A 13730-nucleotide genomic window follows, 5' to 3' on the forward strand; every position below is an offset into this window, starting at 1 on the left:
TTTTTTGCATTATTTTGTTCAACTGCTGCATTCCACAGCAAAACCCCCACTTATACCGACTTATACACCAAGTTATCCACAACATGAAAATAATTTAAAAATTACCGCGCATTACGCAAACGTTTGCGTTACAATTGGCTCGAAATTTCAGCATTGATTTTGTTTTTATGTTCTGAAATTGTTAGTGACTTATATATTGTTATAGGGAAAGCGGGCTAATTCCGCTTGGCTTTCATCAATAGATATAATAGGTATATAAGAAAAGCTCTTTGAGTTTTTACTGACTGATATTCGTTATTGCCTTATTTATTCAAATCCAAGGGATCTATCTCATGCAACTGCTTCGTCCTATTCGTCGTGCCCTGCTTAGTGTGTCTGATAAAACAGGGGTTGTTGAATTCGCTAAGGCGTTATCTCAACGTGGTGTTGAGCTTCTATCTACTGGCGGTACTGCAAAGTTACTCGCTGAGTCAGGATTAAACGTAACTGAAGTTTCAGATTACACAGGGTTTCCTGAAATGATGGATGGCCGAGTGAAAACATTGCACCCAAAAGTGCATGGCGGAATTTTAGGGCGTCGCGGTACAGATGATGCCATCATGCAACAACATGACATCGCGCCTATCGATATGGTCGTTGTGAATCTATACCCATTTGCCCAAACCGTGGCAAAACCAAATTGCACCCTTGAAGATGCTGTAGAGAATATTGATATTGGCGGCCCGACCATGGTGCGCTCCGCGGCTAAAAATCATAAAGATGTCGCAATTGTGGTAAATAGTAATGACTATCAAACCATCATTGATGAGATGGATAACCACGAGAACTCGCTAAATTGGTCGACTCGGTTTGACCTCGCAATTAAAGCTTTTGAACACACTGCAGCTTATGACAGCATGATTGCGAATTACTTTGGTGAATTAGTTGCCCCTTATTACGGTGATACGACTCAGCCTTCCGGCCGCTTCCCTCGCACTTTGAATTTAAACTTTATAAAAAAACAAGATATGCGTTATGGAGAAAACAGCCATCAAGATGCGGCTTTCTATATAGAAGAAAATCCAAAAGAAGCGTCTATTGCAACTGCGCAGCAGATCCAAGGTAAAGCCCTGTCTTATAATAATATCGCTGATACCGACGCAGCTCTTGAATGTGTTAAATCATTCGAAGAACCTGCTTGTGTAATTGTCAAACATGCAAACCCTTGTGGTGTTGCTATCGGAGATTCTATTCATACAGCTTATGATAATGCATTCAAAACTGACCCAACTTCGGCTTTTGGTGGCATTATTGCTTTTAACCGTCAATTAGATAAAGAAACCGCTCAAGCGATTATTGAACGTCAGTTTGTGGAAGTCATTATTGCGCCTTCTGTTGCTAAAGATGCATTGCCTATTCTTGAGACTAAACAAAACGTCCGCGTACTTGAATGTGGCGAATGGAGCAAACCCGTTGCAGGTTTAGACTTTAAACGCGTAAATGGCGGTTTATTAGTGCAAGACCGTGACTTAGGAATGGTTGAAAAAGAAGAACTTCGCGTTGTAACTAAGCGCCAACCCACTGAACGCGAGCTAAAAGATGCGTTATTCTGTTGGAAAGTCGCGAAATTTGTAAAATCCAATGCAATCGTTTATGCCAAAAATGATATGACTATCGGTATTGGCGCAGGGCAAATGAGCCGTGTGTATTCTGCAAAAATCGCAGGTATTAAAGCCGCAGATGAAGGTCTAAAAGTCGCTGGCTGTGCGATGGCCTCAGATGCCTTTTTCCCATTCCGTGATGGTATTGATGCCGCGGCAGCTGTTGGCGTAACTTGTGTTATCCAACCTGGCGGTTCTATTCGCGATGATGAAGTGATTGCAGCCGCAAATGAACATGGTATTGCCATGCTTTTCACTAATATGCGTCATTTCCGTCACTAATTATTAGGAGCCTAGTCATGAATATTTTAATTATTGGTGGTGGTGGTCGTGAACATGCCTTAGCGTGGAAAGCTGCGCAATCACCTTTAGCGGAAAAAGTCTATGTTGCCCCAGGTAATGCAGGAACAGCATTAGAACCTACACTCGAAAACGTGAATATTTCGGCAACAGATATTGATGGGCTTCTCCAATTCGCTAAAGAAAAACAAATTGATTTAACGATTGTCGGCCCTGAAGCACCATTAGTTATTGGTATTGTAGATGCATTTAAAGCCGCTGGTTTAACTATTTTTGGCCCAACCCAAGGTGCTGCACAGCTTGAGGGTTCAAAAGCATTTACCAAAGATTTTTTAGCCCGTCACAATATTCCAACTGCCGCTTATGAAAATTTTACTGAAATAGAGCCCGCTTTGGCTTACTTAGATAAAGTCGGTGCGCCTATTGTAATTAAGGCTGACGGCCTTGCCGCGGGGAAAGGCGTTATCGTTGCCATGACCCTACAAGAAGCAAAAGAAGCTGTTCACGATATGTTAGCGGGAAATGCCTTTGGTGATGCAGGGCATCGTATTGTTATCGAAGAGTTTCTTGATGGTGAAGAAGCGAGTTTCATCGTTATGGTAGATGGTGAAAATGTCATTCCAATGGCAACTAGCCAAGATCATAAACGTGTCGGTGATGGTGATACAGGTTTAAATACAGGTGGAATGGGCGCTTACTCCCCAGCTCCTGTTGTCACAGATGAAATACACCAACGCGTGATGGAACAAGTTATTTATCCAACAGTTAAAGGTATGGATCAGGAAGGAAACCGCTATCAAGGCTTCTTATACGCTGGATTAATGATTGATAAAGCAGGTAACCCAAAAGTTATCGAATTCAACTGCCGTTTTGGCGACCCTGAAACTCAACCTATTATGATGCGTTTGCAATCGGACTTAGTCGCTTTATGTTTAGCGGGGGCAAAAGGTGAGCTGGCAGGTAAAGATTCATTATGGGATGAGCGCCCTGCTTTAGGGGTAGTAATTGCTGCAGGTGGTTACCCAGGCGACTACCACAATGGCGATATAATTTCGGGTTTACCAACTACTGAAGCGGCTGATAGTAAAGTTTTCCATGCGGGTACTCGCATGAAAGATGGAGAAGTCGTGACTGCCGGTGGTCGCGTCCTATGCGTAACAGCATTAGGTAATGATATCGCTAAAGCCCAAGCAAAAGCTTATGAAGTGGCAAAAACCATTCACTGGAATGATAGCTTCTACCGCAACGATATCGGCTACCGTGCTATCGCTCGTATAAAATAATACAAAGTACTAAACCATTCCCTGAGCTGATAAGAGGAAACTTTTATCAGCTTTTTTATTTTCTATTTTTTGAATTTGTTTTTGCCTTTGACCATTCACACAGACAATGGCTCTAAGTATTTCGAATCACAGCAAAGCTGCAAGAGAGAGAATCTCTAGGAGCATACATAAGTATGTGACTAGAGTGAGCGAACGTAGCAATATAGCTGTGGTTCGAAAGACGACGAGCGATTATTTATAAGCTATCTTTAGAAGGTTGCCAGCGGCAAAAATCGGTATCAGCTACCATCAAAAGCTGATTTCCCTCTGAAGACTCCAACCACGCTAAATTTAACTGCGAATGCCACACTTTCGCACGGCTCTGTAACCAATTTTCAGCATAGGGCTCGAAGGTTATTTCTCGCACATCACCTTCACAGGTGGTCACTTTACCTTGTTGCCAACGACCTTGATAGAGTTTGACGCCACCAACAATAAGCGCAGTGTTTGTCTCAAGTACTCGTTCAGCTTCAAAGCGCCAACGCGTGATGTCATCTGTTGAAAGCGATGTTTTATGGCCATCTTGGGCGCGCTGCATAAAAACAACGTCATTGTTTTTATCGAAGCGTAATTGTTCGGTGATATCACCATTTTTTTGGTTCAAGATTTGGCTGCGAATTTGCCAGAGTTTACCGGAGCGATATTCGAAGAAATTAACGGAAGTGTCTGTGCCTTTATAGGGGCTATAAACCACCATTAAGACGAGGGGTTGGCTTTGTGCATTATTCAGCCGCCACATACGAATGACGCCATCATCAGCAATAAAACCACTTGCACTAAACTCAGGCAGCTTTGGTGCATTAGAAGAACAGGCGCTTAGCATTGAGATGACTCCCAATACCAGCAACCCTTTTTGAATAAACAAAAGGGGGAGTTTTTTACCCCCTCTGGTAATTCGTCTGTACAATGTTCTTATTTTACAGCTTCTTTCAGTGCTTTACCGGCAGAGAAAGCAGGTACTGTTGTAGCAGGAATTTGGATTTCTGCTTTAGTTTGTGGGTTACGACCAGTACGTGCAGCACGATGGCTAACTTTAAAAGTACCGAAACCGACCAGTTGGACTTGCTCGCCTTTTTTCAGCGTTTCAGAAATAGCATTCAGAGTAGATTCTAATGCTGCTTTTGCCTGAACTTTGGTCAAGTCCGCTGATTCTGCGATAGCATCAACTAATTCAGTCTTATTCATAAATTATCCTTACACAGTGTGTTTATCGTTTGCAAAGCATCGAGTGCGTCGGATATGCCAAATTGACAGCCCCTGATACACGCCCCCGATAGCCACTTCTTCTCGCCCCTAAATGTAGACCAGAGTAGGGGCAAATGTGAAGTCTTAGTACTCAGCATTACTGCGTCAAGTCACGTTTTCGATAATGAAAATGCAAAAATCAGCTTAAAGTAATACCTATGTTGCTCACCCCCGCTTCGCGGAGGTCAGATTTTAATCCTTTAATTAACTCTAAGTCGCGCTCTTCACAAGCTGCCAGTAAACGGAAAATGTCCCACTGGATATCCCACTCTTCTTCAACGGCCGGGATTTCTTTGAGTTCTTCTTCTGTCATTTCCCGCCCTGCTTGAGTCATTTCGAGCATGGCAACTGTACGAATGGATGCTTCGCTAACCAATATTGCGTGTTCGAGGGTTTCACCACTCAATTTCGAATGAATAATTTCACCCAATGCAATACAGGCATCAATAGCTGGATACACACCATACATATCGAAATCATCCGCTGATGGGATAATTTCTTCTAATTTTTCTAACTGACTGTCGAAATTGACTTTGCTATCTTTAATGACCAAAGTTTCCCAAACTAAATCAAGGATGGAACGATAAACTTTTGCATCGGCAAATTCAGTTTGCAGACAAAACATCTGAAAGTTGGGATACATTCTTTCACATAAGCTTGCCATGAAAGTCGTGTGTTGCCAGCTTTCTAATTTTTCCAACCTCAAATGAATGGGATTTCTTAACATAATTTCTGACTCATCAATCTTAATACTTCGCAGTTTACCTGAAAATCTGTCAATGCCACATATTTTGCTGATAATTAGCTGATTTTCTCATTCATTCGCTTAAAAAACGTTCGATTTGATGCAATTCCGTCAGCAAAACGTGTTGGCTCAGGCAACCTATACCCTTTTAGACACTGCCTAACCCATTCTAAGGAAGACGAAAAACCGACTTTATGTCCCGGAGAAACATATAATGGTTTGCAGCGTTTTTTGCTCCGCAGCACCCAACCAAGTTGATTTTCACCTGCCATTAACGGCTGAACACTTTCGGGGTCTTCATTTAACTCATCGGCATCACCACATAAACGGCTTTTTGCTACACCAATTGTGGCAATGTTCGCTTGTAACCCAAAATGGCAGGCAACACCAAACCGTCGAGGGTGTGCAATCCCTTGTCCATCCACAAGCACTAATTCAGGTTTATTTTGTATTTTTTCCCACGCAGCCATTAGGCCAGGTACTTCGCGAAAAGAAAGTAACCCCGGTATATAAGGCAATTGCGTCGGTATTCTTGCTATTTGATACTCAACAAGTTCTAGCTGTGGCCAAGAGAGTACAGCCACCACAGCACGCGTAATCGCACCTTGCTGCTCAAAGCCCACATCAGCCCCACCAATCAGTTTGAGGGGGGGAAATTCATCATGCAAAATGATTTTTGAGGCTTGGCTAGTTTGTTCTGTTCGTAACCGTTGGGTATCTAAAACCATCATGCGTCCATTGCTTATGAGATTTAATTATTCTTAATCATAGATGATAATGGTGTACTTACAAGATCCTATAAATACACCATAAATCAAGAACATCAATAAATGATAATTATTGATGATATTGGCGGGATAAACGGTGAACAGCATCCACAAATGCACCTGCATGCTCAGGCGGAACATCCTGATGGATACCATGGCCTAAATTGAATACATGCCCTTCACCTTGACCGAAGCCCGACAGAATATTTTGTACTTCTTCTTCTATACGCGCAGGTGGTGCGTACAACATGGATGGGTCCATATTTCCTTGCAGGGCAACTTTATCACCAACACGACGACGAGCATCGGCAATTTCAGTCGTCCAATCAAGGCCTAATGCATCACAACCCGTTGCTGCCATTTCTTCTAACCACTGACCGCCACCTTTAGTGAATAAGGTCACAGGCACACGGCGACCATCATTTTCACGAATTAAGCCATCAATAATTTTATGCATATAATTCAGTGAAAACTGTAAATAATCACGCTTAGTTAATACGCCACCCCATGTATCAAAAATCATCACAGACTGTGCACCAGCACGAATTTGCGCATTCAAGTATAAAATGACGCTATCTGCCAGTTTATCCAATAACAAATGCAATGAATTCGGATCTTCGTACATCATCTTTTTGATTTTGGTGAAGGCTTTGCTACTGCCGCCTTCCACCATATAAGTCGCCAGAGTCCACGGACTACCAGAGAAACCAATGAGTGGCACATTACCGTTAAGGGCTTTGCGTATGGCACGAACGGCGTCCATCACATAACCAAGTTCCATTTCAGGATCAGGGATAGGGATATTTTTTACATCCGTTGCGCTCATAATCGGTTTATGGAAACGCGGGCCTTCTCCCGTTTCAAAATATAGCCCAAGCCCCATTGCATCAGGGATGGTAAGAATATCAGAAAATAAAATTGCAGCGTCTAATGGAAAACGACGTAATGGCTGCAATGTTACTTCACAAGCCAATTCGGTGTTTTTGCACAGAGCAATAAAATCACCAGCTTCCGCGCGTGTTGCTTTATATTCAGGCAGGTAACGCCCTGCTTGACGCATCATCCATACAGGGGTCACATCTACAGGCTGACGTAGCAAAGCACGTAGATAGCGGTCATTTTTTAACTCAGTCATTATTTACTCCATTATTATAAGTGGCCGCCGCAAGTGGCTAAGAGCGAAGTTCATTATTGTATCATGTTAATGATAACAATATCAGCGCTGTGCTATTCGCCCGTTTCATATTCACTTTGACGGCACAATGCGACCGTATCTTCAATCAAACGCCTAGCTATTGTGTCTGCCGGTGGGATCAACGGTAAATCATCGTAATGATACCAATTTGCACTCACCAGTTCCTTCGGGTCGACTTTAATATCACCACTCTCATAGTCCGCAAGAAACCCCATCATTAAGGAATGAGGAAAAGGCCAAGGCTGTGAAGAAACATAGCGGATATTTTTTACTTTAATATGGCTCTCTTCCATGACTTCGCGCATGACTGCTTCTTCTAATGTTTCGCCAACCTCGACAAAACCAGCAAGAACCGTAAATAACGGGTTTTGCGAATGGCGTCGGTGCTGAGCTAATAGAATATGGTCATCACGGCGGATCCCCACGATAATGCAAGGGGCGATCTGCGGGTAGTAACGCTCATGACAATGATCACACAAACATGCCCACTCTGTTTCACTATGGCGCATTGCGGTACCGCAATAGCCACAATAGCGGTGAGAGCGATAGAATTCTGCTAATTGCACACCTCGCCCAGCGAGGCGAAATAAGCCTTCATCTTGCGCAGCAACAATACGGGGAGAAGCCATATCTGATGGCATTTTTTCGGCTATCAACCAGACGATTTCCCCTTGCCACTCACCAATGGGTGTTGCTGTTTTTCCTTCTAACAAATAGTCCTTTGCCATACCTCGAGGAATGTCTCCATGAGGTAACCACAAACGCCCGGAAAAACAGATAAACCACCAACCACTTTCTGTTCCTGATAATTTTAACTTATTCATTTTTCACGTCTTTTGTCAGTTTTTATTGTCGGTAAAATAAATCTATTAATGACACAATATACTTTTTTGACACAAAGTCATTCAAACGTTTGTTTCATTGTTTTTCTTTAGCAATTTTGACACTTTTTAGACGTTCCATTCCATAAAATGTCTAAAAACTGTCATAAAAGGATCAACTAACTGTCACGTCTTAAAATTAGGATGCTAAGTAACCAATACGGTTCACCGTTCTTCAAAAGTGAGAAAATAATGAAAACTATCGTTCCTGCGATTTTACTATCATTGACCGCATCCAGTGTGACATTAGCTGCCGAGACTAATTTAACAGAATTAATCAATGCAGCGAAAAAAGAAGGACAAGTTTACAGCGTTGGGATGCCTGATACTTGGGCGAACTGGAAAGGAACTTGGCAAGACTTAGCAACACAATATGGCTTGAAGCATCAAGACACCGATATGAGCTCCGCCCAAGAAATTGCCAAATTTGCTGCTGAAAAAAATAATGCGACAGCAGATATTGGTGATGTCGGTGCTTCTTTTGGGCCTGTTGCCGTGCTAAAAGGAGTAACTCAGCCTTATAAACCAACAACTTGGTCACAAATTCCTGATTGGGCAAAAGACAAAGATGGCCATTGGGCTTTAGCCTATACGGGGTCTATCGCTTTTATGATCAATAATGATTTAGTAAAAGATGCACCGAAAAGCTGGGATGACCTACTCAAAGGGAAATATAAGGTCACCGTTGGGGATGTTGGCATCGCTGCACAAGCGAATAACGCTGTACTGGCTGCTGCATTTGCGCGTGGTGGGGATGAAAACAACCTAAAGCCTGCCATTGAATTTTTTGCTGAACTCGCCAAACAAAAACGCCTATCCGTTAATGACCCAACTGTCGCAAATATCGAAAAAGGTGAAGTCGAAGTTGGCATATTATGGGACTTTAACGCACTGAATTACCGTGATCAGATCAATCGCGATCGCTTTACGGTTGTGATCCCATCTGATGGCTCTGTAATTTCAGGTTACACCACTATCATCAATAAATTTGCCAAAAACCCTAACGCAGCGAAGCTAGCTCGTGAGTTTATTTTCAGTGATAAAGGGCAAATTAACCTTGCTGAAGGTTATGCACGACCAATTCGTGCACAATATTTAACGTTACCTGATGATATTAAAGCCAAATTATTACCTGAAGAACAGTATAAAAATGTTCAGCCAATTAAAAATGCTGAAGGTTGGGAAAAGTCGTCTCGTAATCTCCCTAAAATGTGGCAACAGCAAGTTTTGATCCACCAGCAGTAATTTAATGAATTGATTTTAGGAAAAATTAATGTCTGAAAAAGTCATACTTGTTGTCCTAGACGGTTTAAGTTATTCAGTAGCCCATCATTGTATGGGCTATCTCAACGGCTTAGTCAAAGCCGACAGCGCAACATGTTACCAATTAGAGTGTGAGCTTCCTTCGATGTCTCGTCCTTTATATGAATGCATACTAACAGGCGTTCCTCCGGTCAAAAGCGGTATTGTGAATAACCAAATTGTCCGTTTATCCCATTTTGACAGCATATTTTCTCTCGCGCGCCTTGCCGGCAAAACGACCGCTGCCGCTGCTTATTATTGGGTGAGTGAACTGTATAACCGGGCACCTTTTGTTGCCTTACGAGACCGTTTCACCCACGATGATTCACTCGCTATCCAACACGGCTGCTTTTATCAAGCAGACCATTACCCTGATGACCATTTATTTGTCGATGCGGAATATTTACGGACTCAATTTAACCCTGATTTTTTATTGATCCACCCTATGAACATAGATGATACAGGGCATAAGTTTGGCTTTGATTCCCCACAATACCGTAATGCAGCACGCCATGCAGATATTATCCTGTCGAATTATATTCCTACATGGGTTGAGCAAGGTTATCAAATTCTGATCACGAGTGACCATGGGATGAACAATGATCGTAGCCATGGTGGAACGCTCCCCGAAGAGTGCTTAGTGCCATTGTTTGTGATCGGCTCGCAGTTTTCTCATCAACCCTGCAATATTGAGCAAACTGCAATTTGCGGAACCATTTGTCACTTACTTGGTGCCAACTCTCTCGATAAACCAGTTTGTGATGCGCTGTTACGAGGAGATTTGTAATGGCTGATATCCCTGCTCCCTGTGAACAGACATACCAACAACAGGGAAAAACTGCCATGTTGAAAAAATGTTTTGCTCGTTTTCACTGGCGAGCCGCACTGCTACTTTTGCCATTCTTTGTGTTGTTTAGTCTATTCCAAATCGCCCCAATGATTTGGGTGCTCATTAATAGCTTTATCTACGAAGAAACATGGTCATTCGGTAACTATCTTGAAGTATTCAATAATGATTTTTACTTGCAAGCGTTTGAAAACACGTTATGGCTTTCCGTTATTTGTAGTGTGATTGGCTTATTGATTTCCAGTATCACGGCATTTTCCATTTATAAAATGCAAGGGAAAATTCGCCGAATAATGATTTCCTTCACCACCATGGCCAGCAATTTCAGCGGGGTTCCCCTTGCTTTCGCATTCATTATTATTTTGGGCTTCAATGGGGCGATTACCTTACAACTCAAATCATGGGGAATTATCGAAGATTTTAATATATACAGCGCAAGTGGCTTGATGCTGTTGTATGTGTATTTTCAGATCCCACTAGGTGTGTTGTTGCTCTACCCCGCCTTTGACGCACTAAAACCAGAGTGGGAAGACGCAGCGAAAACGATGGGAGCAAGTAAGCTAACCTATTGGTTGAAAGTCGCTATTCCAGTGCTTTCTCCTGCTTTACTTGGCACTTTTATTATCCTAATTGCGAATGCAATGGGCGCATACGCCAGTACTTATGCGTTAACAAGTGGTAATTACAACCTTGTGACTATCCGAATTGCCAGTTTAGTTTCCGGTGATTTATTTCTCGAGCCGAATATGGCTGCTGCGTTATCAATGCTACTTATCGCTATCTTAGCTTTTATAACTGCCATCCATCATTGGTTAATCAAGCGGAGCTACCATGCAAAATAATAATGCGATTAGCCCAGCCATAACCAATGGCAATAAATCCTCTGGGTTATGGCTTCATAAATTAGTACTAATCTGTGTTGCTAGCTTATTAGCGCTACCGATTATCGCCACATTTTTGTATTCCATCGCAAGCTCTTGGGGGGCCACAGTGCTACCTGACGCCTTGTCCATCAAATGGTATCTACAATTATGGCAAGACCCGCGTTTTCTTATGGCGTTTGGTCGTTCATTGATTATTTGCTTTGGTACATTACTGGTTAGCACATTAATTATTTTACCGATGACGTTTGCCGTATTTTATCGGTTTCCCAAACTCAAAGGGATAATGGATTTACTGATTATTTTACCCTTTGCGATCCCACCAGTGGTCTCATCGGTAGGCTTGTTGCAAATATTTGCTGATGAACCATTCATGTTAGTTGGCACACCTTGGATCCTGATTGGTACCTATTTCACCATCACGTTACCTTTTATGTATCGTGCGCTTGCGAATAGCTTCCAAGGCATTAATTTGCAAGACTTAATGGATGCTGCACATTTACTCGGTGCCAGTACATTCCAAGCCTTCATGATGATTGTGTTACCGAATATTCGCAAAGGTATGTTGGTTTCATTATTAATTTCATTTTCATTTTTAATGGGTGAATTTGTGTTTGCCAATATCCTTGTGGGAACACGTTATGAAACTTTGCAAATCTATCTTTTCAATATGCGACAAACCAGCGGACACTTCACTTCTGCCCTGGTGATGTCTTATTTTCTATTTACCTTATTGCTGACGTGGTTAGCAATGCGATTAAATCGTTCAGGAGATGAATGATGAGTTATGTTATTGCAGAAAATTTAGCCAAATCTTTTGGCACTAATCAGGTATTTGCTGATATTCAATTTACTATCGAAAAAGGTGAATTTATTACCCTACTAGGGCCAAGTGGTTGCGGAAAGTCTACCTTATTACGCTGTATTGCAGGGCTTGAACAACTTAATCATGGTGAACTTTATATTAATCGCCAGAATGTAACCCACCAAGCCGCGCAACAACGCGGAGTGGGTATGGTGTTCCAAAGTTATGCTTTATTTCCCAATATGACTGTGGTTGACAATATCGCGTTTGGTTTAAAAATGCGTAAAATTGATAGCCAAGCGAGATCTAAAGCAGTCGCTGAAGTGATTGAATTAGTTGAATTGCAAGGCAAAGAACAACAATTTCCCCATCAACTGTCAGGGGGGCAGCGCCAACGCGTTGCGCTAGCAAGAGCATTGGTGATGAAACCGCAAATTTTGTTACTTGATGAGCCGCTTTCCGCTCTTGATGCACGCATTCGCAAGCACTTGCGCCAGCAAATCCGCCAAATTCAACGTGAGTTAGGCTTAACCACAATTTTTGTTACTCATGATCAAGATGAAGCGATGATTATGTCTGATCGTATTTTTCTTATGAATAAAGGCCAGATAGTACAAAGTGGTACAGCTGAGAATATTTATACCCAACCAGCAACAGAGTTTGTTGCTCGGTTTATGGGGCATTACAACCTTGTTGATTCAGAAAAAGCCAATACAATGCTAGGCCTTGATTTGCAAGGCACACTGGCTATCCGTCCTGAGTCTATATATGTCAAAGAAGCTGGCCGACAGTATGGTAGCCATATTTCTCACCCTGTTGATGCCGTGATATTGGATCATCAGTTGCTCGGCAATATCATTCGTTATAGTGTGAATACCCCTGCAGGTGATATGACGGTGGATTTACTTAACCGCTCATCTGAGCGTTTATTTGAACCGGGCACTCACCTTGAACTTATGTTTAATAAAAATGAAATTCGCACACTTAGTTAATAAGTAGATAGGAATATAATGCAAAACCAACTGGCCATTTTTGACTTAGATGATACGTTAATTCAAGGTGATAGTAGCGTATTGTGGACACAATATCTGTGGGACAGGCAAATTATCAGTGACCCACAGTTTGTAGAAGCGGATAAAGCCATGATGGCTCAATACAACGCAGGCACATTAGATATGCCGACTTACTTACGTTTTAACCTGCAAACTCTCGCCAATGTAAAAACTGATCAAGTGGATATCTGGTTGGATGATTTTGTACAAGCTGTGATTTTGCCGCGAGTCTACCCTGAAGCCCTTAGAACGATCGCATATTATCAAGCGAAAGGGATCCCAATTATTGTGATCTCCGCAACGGTTTCATTTATTGTGAAAAAGATTGCGGATCAACTGGGTGCAGACGTCGCCATGGGGATCGATATCAAGCAACAAGATGGCTGCTACACCACAGAAATCGACGGCATACCAACCTTTAAAGAAGGCAAAGTCAAACGCCTATTAGGCTGGATACGCCACCAGCCAATCACTGATGCCTATGTTTATTTTTATACTGACTCTGCTAATGACTTACCTATGTGTCAATTTGCTGACGAAACCTTTATCGTCAACGGTGACCCTCGCCTCCTCCAAGCCGCCAATGAAAACAACTGGCCGCAATATCAGTGGAATTTATAAATCTTATTTTTATCTCAGCCTTGATTTCAATTTTTTAGGCTTTAACTAACCCCCCTTCCAAAGATCCCTCTAAATTATTCGTGCTAGAGGAAGGAGGTGAATAGAATTATCCCGATAAGCATACATA

The 13730-nt window shown here is 42.2% G+C and carries 14 protein-coding genes; 8 read left to right on the plus strand and 6 right to left on the minus strand.

The features are described from left to right. Positions 1-332: 332 nt before the first annotated feature. Positions 333-1922 (plus strand): bifunctional phosphoribosylaminoimidazolecarboxamide formyltransferase/IMP cyclohydrolase, encoded by a 1590-nt coding sequence (gene purH, locus PSF42_RS19895; RefSeq protein WP_272680534.1) that lies wholly within the window; start codon positions 333-335, stop codon positions 1920-1922. A 17-nt stretch (positions 1923-1939) separates the two neighbouring features. Next, complete coding sequence (gene purD, locus PSF42_RS19900; RefSeq protein WP_125895127.1) at positions 1940-3223, plus strand: phosphoribosylamine--glycine ligase; 1284 nt, start codon at positions 1940-1942, stop codon at positions 3221-3223. A gap of 235 nt (positions 3224-3458) precedes the next feature. Here the strand turns inward: purD and PSF42_RS19905 are convergent, their stop codons facing one another. From PSF42_RS19905 to nudC, 6 genes are all read right to left on the minus strand, one after another. Next, positions 3459-4085: a DUF1481 domain-containing protein gene (locus PSF42_RS19905; protein WP_125895125.1), complete on the minus strand. Its 627-nt coding sequence runs from the start codon at positions 4083-4085 to the stop codon at positions 3459-3461. A gap of 89 nt (positions 4086-4174) precedes the next feature. After that, positions 4175-4447 carry an HU family DNA-binding protein gene (locus PSF42_RS19910; protein WP_004264522.1) on the minus strand — a complete coding sequence of 91 codons (273 nt, stop codon included), beginning with the start codon at positions 4445-4447 and terminating at the stop codon, positions 4175-4177. A gap of 199 nt (positions 4448-4646) precedes the next feature. Next, positions 4647-5234 (minus strand): YjaG family protein, encoded by a 588-nt coding sequence (locus tag PSF42_RS19915; protein ID WP_102140164.1) that lies wholly within the window; start codon positions 5232-5234, stop codon positions 4647-4649. Between the two features lie 74 nt (positions 5235-5308). Next, on the minus strand, positions 5309-5980 hold the full coding sequence (nfi, locus tag PSF42_RS19920; protein WP_125895137.1) for a deoxyribonuclease V: 672 nt from the start codon (positions 5978-5980) through the stop codon (positions 5309-5311). 109 nt (positions 5981-6089) lie between these two features. Next, positions 6090-7154 carry a uroporphyrinogen decarboxylase gene (gene hemE / locus PSF42_RS19925; protein WP_125895123.1) on the minus strand — a complete coding sequence of 355 codons (1065 nt, stop codon included), beginning with the start codon at positions 7152-7154 and terminating at the stop codon, positions 6090-6092. Between the two features lie 92 nt (positions 7155-7246). Beyond that, positions 7247-8038 carry an NAD(+) diphosphatase gene (gene nudC / locus PSF42_RS19930; protein WP_102140167.1) on the minus strand — a complete coding sequence of 264 codons (792 nt, stop codon included), beginning with the start codon at positions 8036-8038 and terminating at the stop codon, positions 7247-7249. Positions 8039-8287: 249 nt separating this feature from the next. On the opposite strand from nudC, the gene PSF42_RS19935 reads away from it, so the two are divergent. The 6 genes from PSF42_RS19935 to PSF42_RS19960 are packed head-to-tail and all read left to right on the plus strand — an operon-like array spanning position 8288 to position 13603. Next, entirely contained in the window at positions 8288-9340 is a 1053-nt protein-coding gene (locus PSF42_RS19935) for an ABC transporter substrate-binding protein (protein WP_125895121.1), read from the plus strand. 28 nt (positions 9341-9368) lie between these two features. Next, on the plus strand, positions 9369-10184 hold the full coding sequence (locus tag PSF42_RS19940; protein WP_125895119.1) for an alkaline phosphatase family protein: 816 nt from the start codon (positions 9369-9371) through the stop codon (positions 10182-10184). Next, a complete protein-coding gene (locus PSF42_RS19945) occupies positions 10184-11086 on the plus strand; it encodes an ABC transporter permease (RefSeq protein WP_125895116.1) in 903 nt (300 codons plus the stop codon). The genes PSF42_RS19940 and PSF42_RS19945 overlap by 1 nt, the downstream gene beginning before the upstream one ends. Then, complete coding sequence (locus PSF42_RS19950; protein ID WP_125895114.1) at positions 11076-11906, plus strand: ABC transporter permease; 831 nt, start codon at positions 11076-11078, stop codon at positions 11904-11906. Before PSF42_RS19945 ends, PSF42_RS19950 begins: the two co-directional genes overlap by 11 nt. Beyond that, entirely contained in the window at positions 11906-12922 is a 1017-nt protein-coding gene (locus PSF42_RS19955; protein WP_125895135.1) for an ABC transporter ATP-binding protein, read from the plus strand. Before PSF42_RS19950 ends, PSF42_RS19955 begins: the two co-directional genes overlap by 1 nt. A gap of 18 nt (positions 12923-12940) precedes the next feature. Next, positions 12941-13603: an HAD family hydrolase gene (locus tag PSF42_RS19960; RefSeq protein WP_272680535.1), complete on the plus strand. Its 663-nt coding sequence runs from the start codon at positions 12941-12943 to the stop codon at positions 13601-13603. Positions 13604-13730: the final 127 nt, after the last annotated feature.

Origin of the sequence: Providencia sp. PROV032, assembly GCF_028484875.1 — a bacterium.
GTDB classification, from domain to species: domain Bacteria; phylum Pseudomonadota; class Gammaproteobacteria; order Enterobacterales; family Enterobacteriaceae; genus Providencia; species Providencia rettgeri_E.

Bases quoted from the DNA above. Each gene is read 5' to 3' on its own strand.
- nfi (WP_125895137.1), bottom strand. From the start codon at position 5,980: ATGGTTTTAGATACCCAACGGTTACGAACAGAACAAACTAGCCAAGCC.
- PSF42_RS19950 (WP_125895114.1), top strand. From the start codon at position 11,076: ATGCAAAATAATAATGCGATTAGCCCAGCCATAACCAATGGCAATAAA.
- nudC (WP_102140167.1), bottom strand. From the start codon at position 8,038: ATGAATAAGTTAAAATTATCAGGAACAGAAAGTGGTTGGTGGTTTATC.
- hemE (WP_125895123.1), bottom strand. From the start codon at position 7,154: ATGACTGAGTTAAAAAATGACCGCTATCTACGTGCTTTGCTACGTCAG.
- purD (WP_125895127.1), top strand. From the start codon at position 1,940: ATGAATATTTTAATTATTGGTGGTGGTGGTCGTGAACATGCCTTAGCG.
- PSF42_RS19935 (WP_125895121.1), top strand. From the start codon at position 8,288: ATGAAAACTATCGTTCCTGCGATTTTACTATCATTGACCGCATCCAGT.
- PSF42_RS19940 (WP_125895119.1), top strand. From the start codon at position 9,369: ATGTCTGAAAAAGTCATACTTGTTGTCCTAGACGGTTTAAGTTATTCA.
- PSF42_RS19915 (WP_102140164.1), bottom strand. From the start codon at position 5,234: ATGTTAAGAAATCCCATTCATTTGAGGTTGGAAAAATTAGAAAGCTGG.
- PSF42_RS19910 (WP_004264522.1), bottom strand. From the start codon at position 4,447: ATGAATAAGACTGAATTAGTTGATGCTATCGCAGAATCAGCGGACTTG.
- PSF42_RS19945 (WP_125895116.1), top strand. From the start codon at position 10,184: ATGGCTGATATCCCTGCTCCCTGTGAACAGACATACCAACAACAGGGA.
- PSF42_RS19905 (WP_125895125.1), bottom strand. From the start codon at position 4,085: ATGCTAAGCGCCTGTTCTTCTAATGCACCAAAGCTGCCTGAGTTTAGT.
- PSF42_RS19955 (WP_125895135.1), top strand. From the start codon at position 11,906: ATGAGTTATGTTATTGCAGAAAATTTAGCCAAATCTTTTGGCACTAAT.
- purH (WP_272680534.1), top strand. From the start codon at position 333: ATGCAACTGCTTCGTCCTATTCGTCGTGCCCTGCTTAGTGTGTCTGAT.
- PSF42_RS19960 (WP_272680535.1), top strand. From the start codon at position 12,941: ATGCAAAACCAACTGGCCATTTTTGACTTAGATGATACGTTAATTCAA.